Source organism: Pseudomonas sp. AAC, from assembly GCF_000725445.1.
Lineage (GTDB): Bacteria > Pseudomonadota > Gammaproteobacteria > Pseudomonadales > Pseudomonadaceae > Pseudomonas > Pseudomonas citronellolis.
The window spans coordinates 423875-443628 of the sequence record NZ_KL647096.1 but is presented as its reverse complement, the minus strand read 5'-3'; the positions used below and the strand labels follow the sequence as shown (position 1 = coordinate 443628).

16 protein-coding genes are annotated in these 19754 nt (G+C 68.7%); 6 read left to right on the top strand and 10 right to left on the bottom strand.

Annotated features, from left to right (window positions below; all coding sequences use genetic code 11):
• The first annotated feature begins 135 nt into the window (after window positions 1-135).
• Window positions 136-759, top strand: coding sequence for a c-type cytochrome (locus FG99_RS11835; protein WP_070878453.1), 624 nt, complete (start codon window positions 136-138; stop codon window positions 757-759).
• A 56-nt stretch (window positions 760-815) separates the two neighbouring features.
• Window positions 816-1154, top strand: a complete 339-nt coding sequence (locus FG99_RS11830) for a zinc ribbon domain-containing protein YjdM (protein ID WP_009614934.1) — start codon at window positions 816-818, stop codon at window positions 1152-1154.
• 254 nt (window positions 1155-1408) lie between these two features.
• Here FG99_RS11830 and FG99_RS11825 read toward each other — a convergent pair whose 3' ends face one another.
• The 6 genes from FG99_RS11825 to FG99_RS11800 all read right to left on the bottom strand — a co-directional run bounded on the left by FG99_RS11825 (window position 1409) and on the right by FG99_RS11800 (window position 8094).
• Window positions 1409-1927 carry a nucleoside 2-deoxyribosyltransferase gene (locus tag FG99_RS11825; protein ID WP_043269781.1) on the bottom strand — a complete coding sequence of 173 codons (519 nt, stop codon included), beginning with the start codon at window positions 1925-1927 and terminating at the stop codon, window positions 1409-1411.
• 2 nt (window positions 1928-1929) lie between these two features.
• The gene (locus FG99_RS11820) at window positions 1930-3012 is read right to left on the bottom strand and encodes a calcium:cation antiporter (RefSeq protein WP_009614938.1); all 1083 of its coding nucleotides are present in this window, start codon (window positions 3010-3012) and stop codon (window positions 1930-1932) included.
• A 341-nt stretch (window positions 3013-3353) separates the two neighbouring features.
• Complete coding sequence (locus FG99_RS11815) at window positions 3354-3800, bottom strand: NfeD family protein (protein ID WP_043269779.1); 447 nt, start codon at window positions 3798-3800, stop codon at window positions 3354-3356.
• Window positions 3801-3803: 3 nt separating this feature from the next.
• Window positions 3804-4742 (bottom strand): SPFH domain-containing protein, encoded by a 939-nt coding sequence (locus FG99_RS11810; RefSeq protein ID WP_043269777.1) that lies wholly within the window; start codon window positions 4740-4742, stop codon window positions 3804-3806.
• A gap of 121 nt (window positions 4743-4863) precedes the next feature.
• The gene (locus FG99_RS11805; protein WP_043269775.1) at window positions 4864-6648 is read right to left on the bottom strand and encodes a type IV pilus assembly ATPase TfpB; all 1785 of its coding nucleotides are present in this window, start codon (window positions 6646-6648) and stop codon (window positions 4864-4866) included.
• Between the two features lie 84 nt (window positions 6649-6732).
• Window positions 6733-8094, bottom strand: a complete 1362-nt coding sequence (locus tag FG99_RS11800; RefSeq protein WP_043269773.1) for a CYTH domain-containing protein — start codon at window positions 8092-8094, stop codon at window positions 6733-6735.
• Between the two features lie 175 nt (window positions 8095-8269).
• Between FG99_RS11800 and argE the strand changes: the two genes are divergently transcribed.
• Together argE and argA are read left to right on the top strand one after the other, a co-directional pair.
• Window positions 8270-9409 (top strand): acetylornithine deacetylase, encoded by a 1140-nt coding sequence (argE, locus tag FG99_RS11795; RefSeq protein ID WP_043269771.1) that lies wholly within the window; start codon window positions 8270-8272, stop codon window positions 9407-9409.
• A gap of 122 nt (window positions 9410-9531) precedes the next feature.
• Entirely contained in the window at window positions 9532-10830 is a 1299-nt protein-coding gene (argA, locus tag FG99_RS11790; RefSeq protein ID WP_009614950.1) for an amino-acid N-acetyltransferase, read from the top strand.
• A gap of 605 nt (window positions 10831-11435) precedes the next feature.
• Here argA and gshA read toward each other — a convergent pair.
• The 3 genes from gshA to FG99_RS11775 all read right to left on the bottom strand — a co-directional run bounded on the left by gshA (window position 11436) and on the right by FG99_RS11775 (window position 15918).
• Window positions 11436-13019, bottom strand: a complete 1584-nt coding sequence (gene gshA / locus FG99_RS11785) for a glutamate--cysteine ligase (protein WP_043269769.1) — start codon at window positions 13017-13019, stop codon at window positions 11436-11438.
• A gap of 163 nt (window positions 13020-13182) precedes the next feature.
• Entirely contained in the window at window positions 13183-13572 is a 390-nt protein-coding gene (locus tag FG99_RS11780; RefSeq protein WP_051878785.1) for a PaaI family thioesterase, read from the bottom strand.
• Between the two features lie 9 nt (window positions 13573-13581).
• Window positions 13582-15918: a Tex family protein gene (locus tag FG99_RS11775; protein WP_043269767.1), complete on the bottom strand. Its 2337-nt coding sequence runs from the start codon at window positions 15916-15918 to the stop codon at window positions 13582-13584.
• Between the two features lie 234 nt (window positions 15919-16152).
• Between FG99_RS11775 and ompR the strand changes: the two genes are divergently transcribed.
• Both ompR and FG99_RS11765 read left to right on the top strand, forming a co-directional pair.
• Window positions 16153-16896, top strand: coding sequence for an osmolarity response regulator transcription factor OmpR (ompR, locus tag FG99_RS11770; protein WP_009614957.1), 744 nt, complete (start codon window positions 16153-16155; stop codon window positions 16894-16896).
• 99 nt (window positions 16897-16995) lie between these two features.
• A complete protein-coding gene (locus FG99_RS11765; RefSeq protein ID WP_009614958.1) occupies window positions 16996-18315 on the top strand; it encodes an ATP-binding protein in 1320 nt (439 codons plus the stop codon).
• Between the two features lie 401 nt (window positions 18316-18716).
• Here FG99_RS11765 and FG99_RS11760 read toward each other — a convergent pair whose 3' ends face one another.
• The gene (locus FG99_RS11760) at window positions 18717-19643 is read right to left on the bottom strand and encodes a S66 peptidase family protein (RefSeq protein WP_043269765.1); all 927 of its coding nucleotides are present in this window, start codon (window positions 19641-19643) and stop codon (window positions 18717-18719) included.
• Window positions 19644-19754 lie beyond the last annotated feature (111 nt).

Here is a 19754-nt window from a genome sequence, read left to right as displayed (position 1 = left end):
CCCTTTTTTTGCCTTTGCGAAAGCCATCACCTTCCGGCGCGGCCGGCTCGCCGCTTCATTGACCTGCATCCAGGCCCTGCGCCGCGCGCACGCCTATAAACGGCAGGCCGCAGGCCGAGTTCCGGGGAGGAGGCGATGCGTTTCGCGATTGCTCTGCTGTTGACCGTCAGTTGTACCGCCCTGGGCGACGAGGCCGCCCAGGCGCGCTTCGACGCCATCATGGCCGACCCCGCCAGGCGCGAGCAGGCCTATGCCGCCGGCCACGAGCGCATCGTGCTGTGCCGCAACTGCCACGGCGACGACGGCAACAGCCGGCGCGACTACATCCCGAACCTGGCCGCGCAGGCCCCGGGCTACCTATTCACTGCCTTCGAGCGCTACGCCAGCGGGCAGCGCAGCGACTTCGTGATGAACCAGGCGGCCCGGATGCTGAGCCTCGACGAGCGGGTGAACATCGCCGTGTACTACAGCCAGCAGCAGGTGCTGCCGCGCCAGGGCGCGGTGGACGATGCGCTGCGCGCCAGGGGCGAGGCGCTGTTCGGGCAGGTCTGCGTGGCCTGCCATGGCCCGCAGGGGCTCGGCCAGCAGGGCGTGCCGCGCATCGCCGGGCAGCCGGCGACCTACCTGCAGCGGACGCTGGAGGCCTACCGCGACAAGGATCCGCGCCGCGCCGGCTCGACCATGCTGGCGGTGGCGTCGCAGCTGCAGGCCGGGGATGTCGAGGCGCTGGCGGCCTACCTGCAGCAATTGCACCCCTGAGGCGGGCAAATCCTTATATAATGCACGGTCTTTTCCCACTGTCAGTGATAGAGACCATGAGCCTGCCACCCTGCCCCAAATGCAATTCCGAATACACCTACGAGGACGGCGCGCTGCTGGTCTGCCCGGAATGCGCCCATGAATGGTCGGCCGATGCCGCCGTCGAAGGTGAGGGCGATGCCAAGGTGATCAAGGACGCCGTCGGCAACGTGCTGCAGGACGGCGACACCGTCAGCGTGATCAAGGACCTGAAGGTCAAGGGCTCGTCCCTGGTGGTCAAGGTCGGCACCAAGGTGAAGAACATCCGCCTGGTGGACGGCGACCACGACATCGACTGCAAGATCGATGGCATCGGCGCCATGAAGCTGAAGTCGGAGTTCGTGAAGAAGGTCTGAGCCGCTCGGGCTTCTCTTCTTCTTTTGTAGGAGCGGATTCATCCGCGATCGCCGCGCACGGGCCCGGCCGATCGCGGACGGAGTCCGCTCCTACGGTTCCAGGATGCACGGCTTTTCGTAGGATGGGTTGAGCTTGCGAAACCCATGCGGTCACGGTGATGGGTATCGCTTCGCTCAACGCCATCCTACGAAAAAGCGCCTCGGCGCAGTCGTGTAGGAGCGGGCCCTGCCCGCGAATCGCGCGCAGGCGCGCGCTATTCCGCCGGCTGCAGGTCCTGACGCAGCAGCTCCAGCGCCTCGCGCGGGCCGCCGGAGACGATCTGGGTGGGCACCGCCAGCATCAGGTTCAGCGGCAGGCCGAAGGCTTCCAGGACGTTGCCGTCGCGGTCGCGGCCGGGCTGCTGGCCGAGCCATTCCGGGTACTTGCGGCGCATGCGCTCGAGGTAGCTGCCGGCGTCCGGCAGGTAGCCGTACAACGGCTTGCCCAGGGCCGCGGCGTAGCCGACCTCGAAGCAGGTGCCGCTGTCCGGCTCGCTGCCGCGGAACGACGCCAGGTTGGCCAGCACGCAGTCGGCCTCGGCGATCAGGCGCAGGTTGGCGCGGTAGATCCAGATCGCCTGCTGGTGCGGCTCGGTGATTTCCGCCGGCACCTGGACGTCCAGCGGGAACAGCCCCTCGAACCCGTATTCCGCGCACAGCGCCTTGAGCTGCGCGCCGTGCCCGGCGGCGTCGGGGCGGAACACGTCGGGGCCGGCGAGGTAGATCTTCAGCATGGTCACAACCCCATGAACGACAGCATCAGGAAGGTGGCGAAGAGCACGAAGTGAGTCATGCCCTCGATGGCGTTGGTCTTGCCGTCGTGCAGGTTGAAGCCCGCCACTATCAGGGTGATGAACATCATGCCGGTCTGCAGCGGCGTCATGGCCATCTGGATCGGCTGGCCCTTGAACAGCGCCAGGGCCTCGATCACCGGCACGGTGAGGATCACCGTGGACAGCGAGGCGCCCAGGGCGATATTGACCACCGGCTGCATGCGGTTGGCCAGCGCGGCGCGCAGCGCAGTGAGGATTTCCGGGCTGGCGGAGATGGCCGCCACCAGTAGCGCCGGGACGATCGGCGGCACGCCGCTGCCTTCCAGGCTGACGTCCAGGGCCTTGGACATGACCTCGGCCAGCGCGCCGATCAGCACCACCCCGGCCACCAGCAGGGCCATGGACTGGCGCGTGCTGCCGTGGGCCTCGTGGCCGTGCTGCTGCTCGCCGTGCACCGCGTAGTTGTAGGCGAAGAAGTAGCTGTGCTGGCCGGTCTGCATGCGCAGGAACAGGCCGTAGAGCATGACCATGCAGCCGATGGTGAACAGCGAGTAGAGCTTCCACTGTGCCGCCGGGATCAGCTCCGGGACCACCATGGAGATGCCCACCGCGGTGAGGATCATGGTCACGTAGGTCTTGCCCGAGTCGTCGTTGTACGACTGCTCGCCGTGCTTCAGGCCGCCGAGCAGCGCGGCCAGGCCGAGGATGCCGTTCATGTCCAGCATCACCGCGGCGTAGATGGTGTCGCGGGCCAGGGTGGGCGAATGGTTGTGGCCCATCATGATGGCCAGGATGACCACCTCCACCAGCACCGCGGCGAGGGTCAGGATCATGGTGCCGTAGGGCTCGCCGACCTTCTCCGCAAGAATCTCGGCATGGTGCGCCACGCGCAGCGAGACGCTGATGATCGAGGCCAGCAGGACAGTGGCGGCCACCCCGGCCAGGGCCTTGCCGCCTTCGAGCAGGCTGTGTTCCAGGGGGTAGACCAGCACCGCCAGGAGCAGGGCGAGGAGGAGGAATTTCTCGTCTTTGAGCAGGCGCAGCATCGTCGGGGGACATCCGTTCCATGGGATAGAGGCGCCCATCTTAGGCCTTGCCCGGGGCCTTGCCCACCGTCGCCGGGGCGCAGACACCTATGAGGTTATCCGCCGTTTGGCGCGCGCTTCGGGTTCGGCCGATACGCCGGGCATGAGGCCGGTGTAGCGGCGGATAACCGCGAACGGTTATACGCCCTACGTCACGGGTGGGCCGGGTGTAGGGCGGATAACGTTCGACGTTATCCGCCGTTTGACTGTGATCTCATGCGCGCTTCGGGCTTGGCTTCGGAGCACCTGTTCCCGGGCGCCCGGGATTCGGCGGATACGCCCGGCCGACCTGCCGCGTTACCTCAGGCCGGCTCGACCAACAGCACCGCGCCATCCTGCCCGGTGACCTTCACCTGGGCGCCGGCCGGCAGGTCCGGGCCGCTGACCAGCCACAGGCTGTCGCCGACGCGGATCTTGCCGCGGCCGCCGATGATGGCGTCGTGCAGGGCGAACTGCCGTCCGACCAGCTCGCTGCCGCGGCGGTTCAGGCCGCTGGCGGCTTCGCCGGCGCCCGGGCGGTGCTGGTAGCGCCACCAGAACACCACGGTGAGCAGCGCCAGGATGCCGAAGGCGAGGAACTGCCAGGTCCAGGCCAGGGCCGGGGCGAAGAAGGCGAGCACCCCGGTGGCCGCGGCGGCGATGCCGATCCACAGCAGGTAGCCGCCGGCGCCGAACACCTCGAGGATCAGCAGCAGGGTGCCGAAGGCCAGCCAGTCCCAGAAGCTCAGGTGTTGCAGATAGCCCCACATGGCTCAGCCCCGGCCCTTGGCGCCCGGGGCGCCATCGCCGAAGGTGGCCTTGACGATCTCGCCGATGCCGCCCACCGCGCCTATCACCTGGCTGGCCTCCAGCGGCATCAGCACTATCTTGCTGTTGTTCGAGGCGGCCAGCTGGCCGAGGGCGTCGACGTATTTCTGCGCGACGAAGTAGTTCACCGCCTGCACGTTGCCGCTGGCGATGGCCTCGGAGACCACCTGGGTCGCCCGCGCCTCGGCCTCGGCCTGGCGCTCGCGGGCCTCGGCTTCGAGGAAGGCGGCCTGGCGCTGGCCTTCGGCCTTGAGGATCTGCGCCTGCTTCTCGCCCTCGGCGGTGAGGATTTCCGCGGCGCGCTTGCCCTCGGCATCGAGGATCTGCGCGCGCTTGAGGCGCTCGGCCTTCATCTGGCTGGCCATGGCCTCCACCAGGTCGGCCGGCGGGCTGATGTCCTTGATCTCGATGCGGGTGACCTTCAGGCCCCAGGGCGCGGTGGCCTCGTCGACGGTGCGCAGCAGGCGTTCGTTGATCGCGTCGCGCTGGCTGAGCATGTGGTCCAGCTCCATGGAGCCGAGCACGGTGCGGATGTTGGTCATCACCAGGTTGCGGATGGCGTTCTCCAGGCCGCTGACCTCGTAGGCCGCGCGCGCCGCGTCGACCACCTGGTAGAAGCACACCGCGTCGATCTGCACGATGGCGTTGTCGGCGCTGATGGCCTCCTGCGGGGGGATGTCCAGCACCCGCTCCATCATGTTGATCTTCTGCCCGACGCGGTCCATCACCGGGACGATGATGTTCAGCCCCGGCTTGAGGGTACCGGTGTAGCGGCCGAAGCGTTCCACCGTCCACTCGTTGCCCTGGGGCACCACCTTGAAGCCCATGAACACGATCGCCACCGCGAGGATGACGAAGAGGATCAGGACACTGCCGGTTTCCATTTGCTGCACTCCTTGGTCGATTGGGACTTCCGTGGCGCCCGGCTCGCAAAGGAGCGGGGCGGCGGGAAAAGCTAACCCTTTCCCGTGTCATCCCGCGAGTCCTGTCGGGCTCGGAGATTTCCTATTTCTGCTCGCTCTGCGGCGTCACCCGCAGCACTTCCTCGATGGTGGTCAGGCCCGCGGCGACCTTCTGCGCGCCGGACAGGCGCAGGCTGCGCATGCCTTCCTTGAAGGCCTGGCGGCGCAGCGGGATGAGGTCGGTGTCGGCGGTGATCTGTTCCTTCAGGCTGTCGGTCAGCAGCATGATCTCGTACACCCCGGCGCGGCCGCGGTAGCCGGTGTCGCGGCATTCCAGGCAGCCCACCGCCTGCTGCGCGCCGGTGGGCAGCGGGGCGTTCCACGGCCGCGTCAGCTCCTGCCAGTCGCTCTCCTCCAGCTCCAGCGGCGCCTTGCAGTGCGGGCACAGGGTGCGCACCAGGCGCTGGGCCATGACGCCGAGCACGGTGGCGCGGATCAGATAGTAGGGCACGCCCAGTTCGAGCAGGCGGGTGATGGCCGTGGGCGAGTCGTTGGTGTGCAGGGTGGAGAGCACCAGGTGCCCGGTCAGCGCCGCCTGGATGGCCATCTCGGCGGTCTCCAGGTCGCGGATCTCGCCGACCATGATGATGTCCGGGTCCTGCCGCAGCAGGGCGCGCACGCCACTGGCGAAGGTCAGGTCGATGTTGTGCTGCACCTGCATCTGGTTGAACGAGGGCTCGATCATCTCGATCGGATCCTCGATGGTGCAGACGTTCACCTCGTCCGTGGCCAGTTGCTTGAGCGTGGTGTACAGGGTGGTGGTCTTGCCCGAGCCGGTGGGCCCGGTGACCAGGATGATGCCGTTGGGCTGGTTGGTCATGCTCTGCCAGCGGCGCAGGTCCTCGGGGGAGAAGCCCAGCTGGTCGAAGCTCTTGAGCAGCACCTCGGGGTCGAAGATCCGCATCACCATCTTCTCGCCGAAGGCGGTGGGCAGGGTCGACAGGCGCAGCTCCACCTCGGCGCCGTCCGGGGTCTTGGTCTTCACCCGGCCGTCCTGCGGCTTGCGCTTCTCGGCCACGTTCATCCGTCCCAGCGACTTCAGGCGGCTGACCACCGCCATGGTGACCTGCGGCGGGAACTGGTAGACGTTGTGCAGCACGCCGTCGATGCGGAAGCGCACCGTGCCCTGCTCGCGGCGCGGCTCGATGTGGATGTCGCTGGCGCGCTGCTGGAAGGCGTACTGGAACAGCCAGTCGACGATGGTGACGATGTGCGCGTCGTTGGCGTCCGGCTCCTGGTCGCTGGCGCCCAGGTTGAGCAACTGCTCGAAGTTGCCCACGCCGCTGGTCTTCATGTCCTGGGCGGAGGCGCCGCTGACCGACTTGGCCAGGCGGTAGAACTCGGTGGTGAAGCGCTGGATGTCCTGCGGGTTGCACACCACGCGCTTGATCGGGCGCTTGAGCACGTGGGTCAGGTTGCCTTCCCAGCTGTGCACGAAGGGCTGGGCGCTGGCGATGGTGACGCTGTCCGGCGCCACCGCCACGGCGAGAATCCTGTGGCGCTGGGCGAAGGCGTAGGACATCAGCGGGGTGACCGCGGCGACGTCGATCTTCAGCGGGTCGATGCGCAGGTAGGGCTGGCCGGAATACTCGGCCAGCCAGTGCACCAGGGTGTCGAGGTCCAGGTGGCGGCCGGGGCGGTGCTGGTCCGGCACCTGCTGGGCGGCGAGGAATTCCAGGGGATGCTGCTGGTTCTTCACCGCGCTGCGGCGGATCGCCAGGCACTGCTCGGCGTCGCTCTGCGCGACGCGGCCCTGGGCGACCAGCTCGTGGAGGATATCGGCCAGGTCAAGCCAGCGATCCTGGGCGGGCGAAGCGAAGACGGACATTCGGACTCCCTGCGTTCGTGTGTGCCGCGGACGGCTGCGGGTGGAGCTGGTCTGAGTCCGGCCCGCGCCGTCGGGTTCCCCAGCTTATTTCAAAAGCGCCTTCCAAGGCTTGAGGGTCAGCACAGTATGGGCCTGGGCGGCGAGGGCATCCAGGTCCGCGCTGTCGCGCCGGTGCAGGGCCTGTTCCAGCTTGGCCAGCTCGCCGTAGAGGCGGTCGGCCTCGGGCAGGTCGAGCACGCCGCGGGCCAGGCGCAGCCACACCAGCAGGCGTTGCAGGCGCGGCAGTTGTTCGGCGAGCAGTTCCGGCTGCTGCTGGGCGCGGGCCAGGGGCAGGCCCTCGGCCTCCTCGGCGAGCAGGCGCGGCAGCCATTTGCCCAGGGCCGCGGCGCCCTGGCGGTCGCCGCGCTCGTTGCGGCCTTCCTGCCAGGCGCGGGCCAGCAGCCAGCGCGAGGCCTGCAGGGAGAACAGGCCCCAGCGCGTCTGGCCGAGTTCGGCGCGGAAGGCTTCCGGCGCCTGCTGGCGCGCGGCTTCGTCGGCTTCGCCCTGTTCGATGCGCGGCCGCCAGTCGCCGATCAGCGCGTCCAGTGCGGTGCGCAGCTCGCGGCTGCTGGCGCGCGGCGCGGCCTGGCCGAGGCTGCCGAGCAGGGCGCGCAGGTCCACCAGCTGCTGCAGCCACTCTTGCAGCAGGCGCCAGTGGCCGTTGAAGCGGTACTGCTCGGCCAGGCGCTGGCTGCTGCCCAGCAGCGACCAGGCGATGGCGGCGAAGGCGCCGTCCAGCGGGGTTTCCGCCAGCAGCTTCTGGGTGTCCGGGTGCACCGTGTAGCTGGCCGGGTCGAACAGCCGGTAGCCGCGCTCGGCCTTGCTGATGTCGCAGGGCATCAGCGGCAGGTCGGCGGCCAGCTCCGCGGCCAGTTCCAGCAGCGCCGCGGGTTCGCCCTGGCGCAGTTCCAGCTCCAGCTCGCAGATTTCCTCTTCCTGCCGGTCGGCGACGACCTTGCCCAGGTCGAGGGCGGCTTCGATCGCCACCTTGGTCTTGCCGCGGCCCCAGGCGATCTCGGCGCGCTGGCGGGTGAAGTCGGTGCTGAAGATCGGCTGCAGCTGCTGCTTGTCGAGGTCGGCCAGGGCTGCCGGCCAGCAGCTGTCGTCGAGCTTGCCCAGGTCCAGCTCGGGCTTGTCCAGGTACCAGTCCCACTCGTTGCGCTCGGACAGCCCGGCGACGCTGTGGCCGCGGCTCTTCAGCGTCTGGATGTACTGCTCGCCGTCGCGGCGCAGGCGCAGCGCGACCTTGGCCCGGGCCAGGTCGCGGCCGGGGGTGTCGTAGTACTGGTTGTACAGCTCGCTCTGCTGCCAGCCGGACTTGTTGCGCTTCTTCAGCAGCGGGTGGTCGCGCAGCGCCTCGAGGGTCTGGCGGCTGGCGCGCAGCTTGATTTCGGTTTCTTTCTGCATGGCGGAGTCCGGGAAGGAAAAGGGTAGACGGGCCCGCAGGGCTTGGCGCGGGAGCGTTCGTCGAAGCCCGCTAGTGTACAGGACCGCGTCGCCGCGCCGCTGTTCCACGCGACAACGGCGGTTCAATTGCACGTCATCCTGGGCCATGATGGGTGCAACGCTTCCGGAGACGCCCATGCCCCTGCCGAGCCTGAAAGACCGTTTCGCCCAGTTGCTCGCCCTGCCGTCGGTGAGCTGTACCCAGCCCGCCCTGGACCAGTCCAACCGCCCGGTGGTGGAGCTGCTGGCCACCTGGCTGGGCGACCTGGGCTTCGCCTGCGAATTGCAGGAGATCGCTCCGGGCAAGTTCAACCTGCTGGCGAGCATGGGCAGCGGCCCCGGCGGCCTGGTGCTGGCCGGGCACACCGACACCGTGCCCTACGACGAATCGCTGTGGAAAAGCGACCCGCTGCGCCTGGACGAGCGCGACGGCCGCTGGTACGGCCTGGGCAGCTGCGACATGAAGGGCTTCTTCGCCATCGCCATCGAGGCGCTGCTGCCGCTGCTGGACAAGCCCCTGCGCCAGCCGCTGCTGATCCTCGCCACCTGCGACGAGGAAAGCTCCATGGCCGGCGCCCGCGCCCTGGCCGAGGCCGGCCGGCCGCTGGGACGCGCCGCGGTGATCGGCGAGCCCACCGGGTTGCGGCCGATCCGCCTGCACAAGGGGGTGATGATGGAGCGCATCGACATCCTCGGGCAGAGCGGCCATTCCTCCGACCCGAGCCTCGGCCACAGCGCCCTGGAGGCCATGCACGCGGCCATCGGTGAGCTGCTGGCGCTGCGCGCGCAGTGGCAGAAGGAGTTCAACAACCCGCAGTTCGGCGTGCCGCAGCCGACGCTGAACCTGGGCTGCATCCACGGCGGCGACAACCCCAACCGCATTTGCGGCCAGTGCGCCCTGGAGTTCGACCTGCGGCCGCTGCCGGGGATGGATCCGCAGGCCCTGCGCCGGGCCATCAATGAGCGCCTGGCGCCCCTGGCCGAGCGCTTTGCGGTGCGCCTGGACTACCAGCCGCTGTTCCCCGCCGTGCCGCCCTTCGAGCAGGCCGCGGACAGCGAGCTGGTGCGCCTGGCCGAGCGCCTCAGCGGGCATTCGGCGGAAGCGGTAGCCTTTGGCACCGAAGCACCGTATCTTCAGCAGCTTGGTTGCCAGACCCTGGTCCTGGGCCCCGGCGACATCGCCTGCGCCCACCAGCCGGACGAACATCTGGAACTCGCTCGCATCCCGCCGACCGTGGAACTGCTGCGTGGCTTGATCCAGCATTACTGCCTGTAACCGCCCTGAAGAGGAGAAACCCGTCGATGTGCATGCGACGACGATAACCGCCGCTCCCGCCGCCCTTGCCGGCCATTCGCACTCGACGACCCTTCATCGCCCGCTCACAGGCCACCTGGACAATGCAAGACTACGTCACCTGGTTACGTCACGCTTCTCCCTACATCAACGCCCACCGGGACTGCACCTTCGTGGTCATGCTGCCCGGCGAGGGCGTGGAAGACCCGAACTTCGGCAACATCGTCCACGACCTGGTGCTGCTGCACAGCCTGGGCGTGCGCCTGGTGCTGGTCCACGGCTCGCGCCCGCAGATCGAGGCGCGCCTGGCCCAGCGCGGCCTGGCGCCGCGCTTCCACCGCGACCTGCGGGTGACCGACGCGCCCACCCTGGAATGCGTGATCGACGCCGTGGGCAGCCTGCGCATCGCCATCGAGGCGCGGCTGTCCATGGACATGGCCGCCTCGCCCATGCAGGGCGCGCGCCTGCGCGTGGCCGCGGGCAACCTGGTCACGGCGCGGCCGATCGGCGTGGTCGAGGGCATCGACTACCACCATACCGGCGAGGTGCGGCGCATCGACCGCAAGGGCATCGGCCGCCTGCTCGACGAGCGCTCCATCGTGCTGCTCTCTCCCCTGGGCTACTCGCCCACCGGGGAAATCTTCAACCTCGCCTGCGAGGACGTGGCCATGCGCGCGGCCATCGAGCTGGACGCCGACAAGCTGATCCTGTTCGGCGGCGAGCGCGGCCTGCTCGACGAGGACGGCAAGCTGGTCCGCGAACTGCGCCCGCAACAGGTGCCGGCGCACCTGCAGCGCCTGGGCAACAGCTACCAGGCCGAGCTGCTCGACGCCGCCGCCCAGGCCTGCCGCGCCGGGGTGCGGCGCAGCCACATCGTCAGCTACACCGAGGACGGCGCGCTGCTCAGCGAGCTGTTCACCCGCACCGGCAACGGCACCCTGGTGGCCCAGGAGCAGTTCGAGCAACTGCGCGAGGCGGGCATCGAGGACGTCGGCGGCCTGCTGGAGCTGATCCGCCCGCTGGAAGAGCAGGGCATCCTGGTGCGCCGTTCGCGCGAGGTGCTGGAGCGCGAGATCGAGCAGTTCAGCATCGTCGAGCGCGAGGGCCTGATCATCGCCTGCGCGGCGCTGTACCCGATCGCCGATTCCGACGCCGCCGAGCTGGCGTGCCTGGCGGTCAACCCGGAATACCGCCACGGCGGGCGCGGCGACCAGTTGCTGGAGCGCATCGAGAAGCGCGCCCGGGCGCTGGGCGTGAAGACCCTCTACGTGCTCACCACCCGCACCGCCCACTGGTTCCGCGAGCGCGGCTTCCAGCCCAGCAGCGTCGAACGCCTGCCGGCGGCGCGGGCGTCGCTGTACAACTACCAGCGCAATTCGCAGGTGTTCGAGAAGAGCCTGTAGTTCAACGCCCTCTGCCTTTCGTAGGAGCGGATCTTATCCGCGAATCGCGCCGGTGGTTCCGGCTATCGCGGACAAGGTCCGCTCCTACGGGGGAGGAATACCGTGCTTCCCGGCACAACCTGGAGCGGGCCCTGCCCGCGAATCGCGCGCAGGGCGCGCTCCTACAGGGGAATGGTGTGGGCGGGGCGGCGTAGCGGATCTTATCCGCGAATCGCGCCGGGATGTCCGGCTATCGCGGACAAGGTCCGCTCCTACGGGGGAGGAATACCGTGCTTCCCGGCAACCTGTAGGAGCGGGACCTGCCCGCGAAATCGCGCGCAGGGCGCGCTCCTACAATGGGAATGGCGTGGGTGGGGCAGCGTAGGAGCGGATCTTATCCGCGAATCGCGCCGGGGCATCCGGCTATCGCGGACAAGGTCCGCTCCTACGGGGGAGGAATACCGTGCTTCCCGGCACAACCTGTAGGAGCGGGCCCTGCCCGCGAATCGCGCGCAGGGCGCGCTCCTACAGGGAATGGTGTGGGTGGGGCGGCGTAGGAGCGGATCTTATCCGCGAATCGCGCCGGGGCGTCCGGCTATCGCGGGCAAGGTCCGCTCCTGCGGGGCTTAAACGCCGATCACCCCGAGGATGCTCGCCTGGTAGGCCGCCACGAAGGTGTCGAAATCCCCTTCCGGCTGGCGTTCCAGTTCCTCTTGTTCGGCCAGGGAGATCTTCGCCATGGCCTCGAAGGCTTCCTGCTCGATGGCCGGCAGCGGTTGGGCGAGGGTTTCCGCGTGTTCGCGGCTCTTGCGCAGGGCGAAGGCGGTGAAGCTTTCGCCGCGCTCGCGCATTTCCGCCAGGACCTGCGCGGACGGCGTGCGCTCCGGATCGGCCACCTTCTCGCGCTGCTGCGCCAGGCTCTGCGCATGGGCGTCGCCGCCGGTGGCGCGGTCGAGCAGTTCGGCGATGGGCGCGATGCGCTCCAGCAGTTCGCTGGCCCAGACCTGCAACGGCACGGTCTGCCCGCCACGCTGCAGGTGCAGCCCCGGGCGGCGGCCTTCCTTGACCACCTTGAGGAAGTTGCTGGTGGCCGCGCCGCACTCGCCGTCGGCCAGCAGCGGGCTGTCCTGCAGCGCGCAGTAGAGCAGGAAGGCGTCGAGGAAGCGGCCCTCGGCGGCGTCGATGCCCAGCGGCAGGAAGGGGTTGATGTCCAGGCAGCGCGCCTCGACGTACTGCACGCCGCGCGACTCCAGGGCCTGGATCGGCCGCTCGCCGCTGTAGGTCACGCGTTTCGGGCGGATGCTGGAGTAGTACTCGTTCTCGATCTGCAGCACGTTGGTGTTCAGCTGCACCCACTCGCCGTCCTGCTTGGTGCCGATCTTCTGGTAGGGCGGGTAGGGCGTGCCCACCGCGCTGCGCAGGCTCTCGACGTAGCTTTCGAGGTCGTTGTAGCAGGGCGTCAGGCCGGCCTGGGCGTTGTTCTGGTAGCCCAGGTCGCTCATCCGCAGGCTGGTGGCCCAGGGCAGGTACAGGGTGTGCTCGTCGAACTGCTGCAACTGGTGCGGGCGGCCGCGCAGGAAGCCGGCGTCCAGCGCCGGCGAGGCGCCGAACAGGTACATCAGCAGCCAGCTGTAGCGGCGGAAGTTGCGGATCAGGGCGATGTAGTGCGCCGACTGGAAGTCGCGCAGCGACATGCCGCCGTCCTCGTGGCGCTGCAGCAACTGCCACAGCCCCTCGGGCAGCGAGAAGTTGTAGTGGATGCCGGCGATGCACTGCATGGTCTTGCCGTAGCGCAGCGCCAGGCCCTTGCGGTAGACGTACTTGAGGCGGCCGATGTTGGAGCTGCCGTAGCGCGCGATCGGGATGCTCTCTTCGTCGGGCAGCTCGCAGGGCATCGACGGGCTCCATAGCAGCTCGCCGTCCAGGCGCTGGCTGGCGAAGCGGTGGATGCTCTCCAGGGACGCCAGGGTCTGCTCGACGCCGGTGCTGGTGGGGGTGATGAACTCCAGCAGCGCCTCGGAGTAGTCGGTGGTGATCTGCGGGTTGGTCAGGGCCGAGCCCAGGGCCTTGGGGTGCGGGCTCAGGGCCAGGCGGCCATTGCCGTCGACGCGCAGGCACTCGCGCTCGATGCCGTGCAGACACTGGCTGAGCAGGGGCAGGTTGGCAGCGTCGCCGAGCAGCGCCAGGCGGCGGGAGAGTAGGTCGCTCAATTTGATGTCCTTCACGCGGCAGTCGCCCCACTATGGGGGTGGACCGGGCGGTCTACAAGGGGGTGGGCGGCCGGCGTTGTCGCCTGGCGGGCTGCGACTCACCGGAGCCCGCGTGGCGCGCGGGCTGCCGATGGTCAGGATAGAGCAGGAAAGGGGCGACGGCTTACAGCTGGGCGAAGGTGCCTTGTCCCTTGGCGACCAGCTTGTCGCCCTGGAGCACGTCGGCCTCCACCACCAGCGTGCGGCGCCCGGCGTGCAGGACCTTCGCCACGCAGCGCACCTCGCCTTCGGCGACGGCGCGTATGTAGTTGATCTTGCATTCCAGGGTGACGCTCTGGCGGTCGAAGCCATGGGCGCTGGAGCAGGCCAGGCCCATGGTCACGTCCATCAGCGAGAAGATCGCCCCGCCGTGCATCACGTTGCCGCGGTTGCGCAGGTGCTCGGCCATCTTCAGGCTCACTTCGGCCTCGCCGTCGCCCAGGCGCACCGGCTCAAGGCCGATGGTCTCGCTGAAGGCGCTGATCATCCGGTCGCGGCCGGGCATCTCGCTCATGGTGCTTCCCTACTTCTTCTTCAGTTGCTTGGCGTTGGCGAACAGCGCGGCCATGGCGTTGTTCGCCGGGGCCTTCTCCTGCTGCCGCGGGGCGCTGCGCTCGCCACGCTGGCCACCGTTGCCGCGGCCGCCGCCGCGCGGGCCCTCGACCTTCTCGCCGGGGGTGTCGCCCATGCGCATGGACAGGCCGACGCGGTTGCGCGGGATGTCCACTTCCATGACCTTGACCTTGACGATGTCGCCGGCCTTGACCACTTCGTACGGGTCCTTGACGAACTTCTCCGACAGCGCCGAGATGTGCACCAGGCCGTCCTGGTGCACGCCGATGTCGACGAAGGCGCCGAAGTTGGTGACGTTGGTCACCACGCCTTCGAGCACCATGCCCGGCTTGAGGTCCTTGAGGCTTTCGACGCCGTCCTGGAACTCGGCGGTCTTGAACTCCGGGCGCGGGTCGCGGCCGGGCTTGTCGAGTTCCTTGAGGATGTCGGTGACGGTGGGCAGGCCGAACTGCTCGTCGGTGAACTTCTTCGGGTCCAGGCGCTTGAGGAAGGCCGAGTCGCCGATCAGCGAGCGGATGTCGCGGCCGGTGTCGGCGGCGATGCGCTGCACCAGCGGGTAGGTCTCCGGGTGCACCGCGGAGGCGTCCAGCGGGTTGTCGCCGTTCATCACGCGGAGGAAGCCGGCGGCCTGCTCGAAGGTCTTCTCGCCCAGGCGGCTGACCTTCTTCAGGTCGTCGCGGGACTTGAACGCGCCGTTGGCGTCGCGGTGCGCCACGATGTTCTGCGCCAGGGTGCTGTTGAGGCCGGAGATGCGCGCCAACAGGGCGGCGGAGGCGGTGTTGACGTCCACGCCCACGGCGTTCACGCAGTCTTCCACCACCGCGTCCAGGCTGCGCGCCAGTTGCAGCTGGGACACGTCATGCTGGTACTGGCCGACGCCGATGGACTTGGGCTCGATCTTCACCAGCTCGGCCAGCGGGTCCTGCAGGCGGCGGGCGATGGAGACGGCGCCGCGCAGCGACACGTCGAGGTCGGGGAATTCCCGGGCGGCCAGCTCGGAGGCCGAGTACACCGAGGCGCCGGCCTCGCTGACCATGATCTTGGTGCACTTGAGCGCCGGGTATTTCCTGATCAGCTCGGCGGCCAGCTTGTCGGTCTCGCGGCTGGCGGTGCCGTTGCCGATGGCGATCAGTTCCACCTGGTGCTTGGCGCACAGCGCGGCGAGCACGGCGATGGTCTGGTCCCACTGGTTCTTCGGCGCGTGGGGGTAGACGGTGGCGGTGTCCAGCAGTTTGCCGGTGGCGTCGACCACGGCCACCTTCACGCCGGTGCGCAGGCCCGGGTCCAGGCCCAGGGTGGCGCGCGGGCCGGCCGGGGCGGCCAGCAGCAGGTCGTGCAGGTTGCGGGCGAAGACGTTGATCGCCTCGGCGTCGGCGCCTTCGCGCAGCTCGCCCAGCAGGTCGGTCTCCAGGTGGGTGTAGAGCTTGACCTTCCAGGTCCAGCGCACCACCTCGCCCAGCCACTTGTCGGCGGCGCGGCCCTGGTTGGAGATGCCGAAGCGCTCGGCGATCATCGCTTCGCATGGGTGGCTGGTGCCCGGCAGCTCCTCGCCGACCTTCAGCGCCACGCTCAGCACGCCTTCGTTGCGCCCGCGGAAGATCGCCAGGGCGCGGTGCGAGGGCGCGCCCTTGAAGGGCTCGTCGTGCTCGAAGTAGTCGCTGAACTTGGCGCCTTCGGTTTCCTTGCCCGGCACCAGGCGGGCGGTCAGGGTGGCGTTGTCCTTGAGGAACACGCGCAGGCGGTCGAGCAGGGTGGCGTCCTCGGCGAAGCGCTCCATGAGGATGTACTTGGCGCCTTCGAGCACGGCCTTGATGTCGGCGAAGCCCTTCTCGGCATCGACGAAGCGCGCGGCTTCGGTTTCCGGGGTCAGCGTCGGGTCGGCGAACAGCGCGTCGGCCAGCTCGCCCAGGCCGGCTTCCAGGGCGAGCTGGCCCTTGGTGCGGCGCTTCTGCTTGTACGGCAGGTAGAGGTCTTCCAGGCGCGTCTTGGTGTCGGCCAGCTTGATCTCGCGGGCCAGCTCGGGGGTCAGCTTGCCCTGCTCCTCGATGCTGGCGAGGATGCTGGCGCGGCGCTCGTCCAGCTCGCGCAGGTAGCGCAGGCGCTCTTCCAGCAGGCGCAGCTGGGTGTCGTCGAGGCTGCCGGTCACTTCTTTGCGGTAACGGGCGATGAAGGGGACAGTGCTGCCTTCATCGAGCAGGGCCACGGCGGCGGCCACCTGCTGCGGTTGAACACGGCCGGAGGGCAGTGCGGAGAGCTCTTCGGCGATACGGGTGTTGATGCTGTCCATGAATCCACCTGGTGAAACCAACGAGAATACGGGGTGTGGCGCTAGCGCCGGCCGGCTCGCTCGGGCGTCCGGCAGGCGTCTATGACAACGCCCCGCCGCAAAAGCGCCGCATTATACCCAGGCAAAATCGCGCGAGAGGGCGGTCGGTCGGGGAAAAATCTGCTAACAATGGACAATCCGTGGCCAACCGAGGCTGGGCGATAATTGCCGGCCTGACCCGAACCTGGAGTTTCTATGTCGAACCCGTCCACCCTGCCCGAAGGTGAAAAGATCCTCATCGTCGACGACGACGCCCGCCTGCGCCGCCTGCTGGAGCGCTTCCTCGACGAGCAGGGCTACCGCGTGCGCGCCGTGGAGAACACCGAGCAGATGGACCGCCTGCTGGCCCGCGAGCTGTTCCAACTGGTGGTGCTCGACCTGATGATGCCCGGCGAAGACGGCCTCTCGGCGTGCAAGCGCCTGCGCGAGGCGAACAACCAGATCCCGATCATCATGCTCACCGCCAAGGGCGACGAGTCCAGCCGCATCCAGGGCCTGGAGCTGGGCGCCGACGACTACCTGGCCAAGCCGTTCAACCCGCGCGAGCTGCTGGCGCGGATCAAGGCCGTGCTGCGCCGCCAGGCGCCGCTGGTGCCGGGCGCCCCGGCCGGCGAGGACGAGGTGGTCACCTTCGGCGACTACGAGCTGTACCTGGCCACCCGCGAGCTGAAGAAGAGCGGCGGCGAGGTGCACATGCTCACCACCGGCGAGTTCGCCGTGCTCAAGGCGCTGGTGCAGCACGCCCGCGAGCCGCTGACCCGCGACAAGCTGATGAACCTGGCCCGCGGCCGCGAGTGGGACGCCCTGGAGCGCTCCATCGACGTGCAGATCTCGCGCCTGCGCCGGCTGATCGAGCCCGACCCGTCCAAGCCGCGCTACATCCAGACGGTGTGGGGCGTGGGCTACGTGTTCGTGCCGGACGGTAATGCCCGCAAATGATCCTCCTGTAGGCGCGAGCCCGCTCGCGAACCGACTCCGCAATGGGGCGGGTTCGCGAGCAAGCTCGCTCCTACGTTCCGTGCTCTGTGGTAGTTCATCTTGAAAACCCCGCCCTGGTTCCCGCAAAGCTTTTTCGCCCGCACCCTCTGGCTGGTGCTCATCGTCGTGCTCTTCTCCAAGGCGCTGACGCTGGTCTACCTGCTGATGAACGAGGACATGCTGGTCGACCGCCAGTACAGCCACGGCGCGGCGCTGACCGTGCGCGCCTACTGGGCCGCCGACGAGCGCTCGCGCGAGGCCATCGCCAAATCCGCCGGGCTGGCCTGGGTGCCCCACGAGAACGGCCAGCCGGAAGAACAGCACTGGCCCTACAGCGGTATCTTCCAGCGGCAGATGCGCACCGAGCTGGGCCCGGACACCGAGACGCGCCTGCGCATCCACCACCCGTCCATGCTCTGGGTCCACGCGCCCAACCTGGGCGACGGCTGGCTGGGCGTGCCGCTCTACCCGCACCCGCTGCGCGGCCAGCAGATCTGGAGCGTGCTCGGTTGGTTCCTCGGCATCGGCCTGCTGTCCACCGCCGCGGCCTGGATCTTCGTGCGCCTGCTCGGCCAGCCGCTCAAGCGCCTGGTGGTGGCCTCGCGGGAGTTCGGCAAGGGCCGCAGCGTGCGTCTGCCGCTGGGGCAGGACACCCCCAGCGAGATGGCCGAGGTGTACCGCGCCTTCAACCAGATGGCCGACGACGTCGAACAGGCCGCGCGGGAGCGCGAGCTGATGCTGGCCGGGGTGTCCCATGACCTGCGCACGCCGCTGACGCGCCTGCGCCTGTCCCTGGAGCTGATGCCCGAGACCGAGCGCGAGATGGTCGAGGACATGGTCCGCGACATCGAGGACATGGACCAGATCCTCGACCAGTTCCTCGCCTTCATCCGCGACGGCCGCGACGAGCCGGTGGAGGCGGGCGACCTCAACGAACTGACCCGCGAGGTGGTGGCGCCCTACAACCAGGGCGAGGAGCACGTGCGCCTGAGCCTGCAGCCGCTGCCGCCGTTCCCGCTGCGCCGGGTATCGATGAAGCGCCTGCTCGGCAACCTGATCGGCAACGCCCTCAACCACGGCGGCGGCAACGTCGAGGTGGCCAGCCACCTGGCCGGCGGCGACGGCGCGCCCTACGTGGTGCTGAGCGTGCTGGACCGCGGCGCCGGCATCGACCCGCAGGAGCTGGACAGCATCTTCAACCCCTTCATCCGCGGCGACAAAGCCCGCGGCGGCAAGGGCACCGGCCTGGGCCTGGCCATCGTCAAGCGCATCGCCGCGCAGCACGGCGGCAGCGTGGAACTGCGCAACCGCGAGGGCGGCGGGGTGGAGGCCAGGGTGTGCCTGCCGCTGGGGTTGATGTTGCCGCGGGGGGCTTCCTGAGCGGCGCAACTGTCTGGCCAACTGCGCCGAAATGCTTTTCGTAGGATGGGTTGAGCCTGCGAAACCCATGCGGTCGTGGTGATGGGTATCGCTTCGCTCAACACCATCCTACGGGACGGCCGCTACGCCGGTATAACACGTCAGCGTTATCCGTCGTTGGGGCTAGCCTGGGACGGCGGTGCACTGAATGGGCTCCGCACCCTCTCCCTAACCCTCTCCCTGAAGGGAGAGGGGACCGTTCGGAGCGCGTGGGTATTCCTGAGTTAGCCGGCAACACCGAAGATTTCCGGTTGAAACCATTCCTCTTCTCGGCACGGACAAGCCCCCTCTCCCTTCAGGGAGAGGGCTGGGGAGAGGGTGGGGCTGTCCAGCAGCGAGAATCTTCCAGGAACACTCCCGCTCTACCACTCCAACCCCTTCACCCCCAACCGCCCCACCTTCCCATAAGGCCAAGCCCTATTCTGCGCCCCATGCCCACTCGGCAGCCCGTGGTACAGCGGCACCCCCAGCGGCTTCAGGTACTCCACGAAAATCTCTTCCAGGCTATGCGCCACGTTCTTGCGCGGGCAATCGGTGAAGGTGCCCAGCACCACCGCGCCCAGGCTCTGCGCATCGATGCTGTTGAGCAACTGCCAAAGGCTGCGCTCCAGGCGGTAGTAAGGCTCGCCCACATCCTCCAGCACCAGAATGGCTCCGGCCGGCGCGTGCAGCGCGGCTACCGTGCCGGCGGTGCTGGCCAGGGCAGTGAGGTTGCCGCCGATCAACTCGCCTTCCACAACCTTTTTCGGGCCGCTCAGGTGAGTACAGGGCAGGTGACGGTCCTCGCCGGCCAGCAGGCGGCTGACCGAAGCCAGCGAGGCCAGGCGTTCGCGCTGTTCGCTGGGCGCGCTCAGCGGCTGCAGGCCGAGGGCGCTGGCCACCGGGCCGTGGATCGCCGGCAGGCCGTGGCGGTGGAAGGCGCTGAGCAGGATGGAAATGTCCGAGAAGCCGACCAGCGGCCGCGGCGAGGCCGCCCGCAGCCGCGCCCAGTCCAGCCCGGGCACCAGCTGGGCGCAGCCGTAGCCGCCGCGCAGGCACCAGACGGCGCTCACGTCCGGCAGCTCGAAGGCCCGGTGGAAGTCCTCCAGACGCTGTTCGGCGCTGCCGGCCAGGTAGCGGTAGCGGGCTTCGGCGTGCTCGCCCAGGTGGTAGTCGATGCCCAGCACCTCCAGCTGGCGCAGGGTGGCCTCGAAGACCTCCTCGGCGATGGAGGAGGCCGGGGCGACCAGGGCGATGCGGCCTTCGAAGGGCGACCAGGTCAGGTCGGAGGGGCGGGGGGATTTGGGCATGGGCTTATTCGTGAGCGGGCGGGAGTTCGATGTGCTTCATGGTGATCCTGCGTAGACATCCCTGTCGGGGCATCGTGCCCGTCGGCACCCCCAGCCCGGCCATCCATGGCC

Coding starts and splice junctions, on each gene's coding strand:
- FG99_RS11820 (WP_009614938.1), bottom strand. CDS start 3,012: ATGCTGCGCCTGCTCAAAGACGAGAAATTCCTCCTCCTCGCCCTGCTC.
- FG99_RS11830 (WP_009614934.1), top strand. CDS start 816: ATGAGCCTGCCACCCTGCCCCAAATGCAATTCCGAATACACCTACGAG.
- FG99_RS11825 (WP_043269781.1), bottom strand. CDS start 1,927: ATGCTGAAGATCTACCTCGCCGGCCCCGACGTGTTCCGCCCCGACGCC.
- FG99_RS11805 (WP_043269775.1), bottom strand. CDS start 6,648: ATGTCCGTCTTCGCTTCGCCCGCCCAGGATCGCTGGCTTGACCTGGCC.
- FG99_RS11815 (WP_043269779.1), bottom strand. CDS start 3,800: ATGTGGGGCTATCTGCAACACCTGAGCTTCTGGGACTGGCTGGCCTTC.
- ompR (WP_009614957.1), top strand. CDS start 16,153: ATGTCGAACCCGTCCACCCTGCCCGAAGGTGAAAAGATCCTCATCGTC.
- FG99_RS11835 (WP_070878453.1), top strand. CDS start 136: ATGCGTTTCGCGATTGCTCTGCTGTTGACCGTCAGTTGTACCGCCCTG.
- FG99_RS11780 (WP_051878785.1), bottom strand. CDS start 13,572: ATGAGCGAGATGCCCGGCCGCGACCGGATGATCAGCGCCTTCAGCGAG.
- FG99_RS11810 (WP_043269777.1), bottom strand. CDS start 4,742: ATGGAAACCGGCAGTGTCCTGATCCTCTTCGTCATCCTCGCGGTGGCG.
- FG99_RS11800 (WP_043269773.1), bottom strand. CDS start 8,094: ATGCAGAAAGAAACCGAAATCAAGCTGCGCGCCAGCCGCCAGACCCTC.
- argA (WP_009614950.1), top strand. CDS start 9,532: ATGCAAGACTACGTCACCTGGTTACGTCACGCTTCTCCCTACATCAAC.
- argE (WP_043269771.1), top strand. CDS start 8,270: ATGCCCCTGCCGAGCCTGAAAGACCGTTTCGCCCAGTTGCTCGCCCTG.
- FG99_RS11775 (WP_043269767.1), bottom strand. CDS start 15,918: ATGGACAGCATCAACACCCGTATCGCCGAAGAGCTCTCCGCACTGCCC.
- FG99_RS11760 (WP_043269765.1), bottom strand. CDS start 19,643: ATGCCCAAATCCCCCCGCCCCTCCGACCTGACCTGGTCGCCCTTCGAA.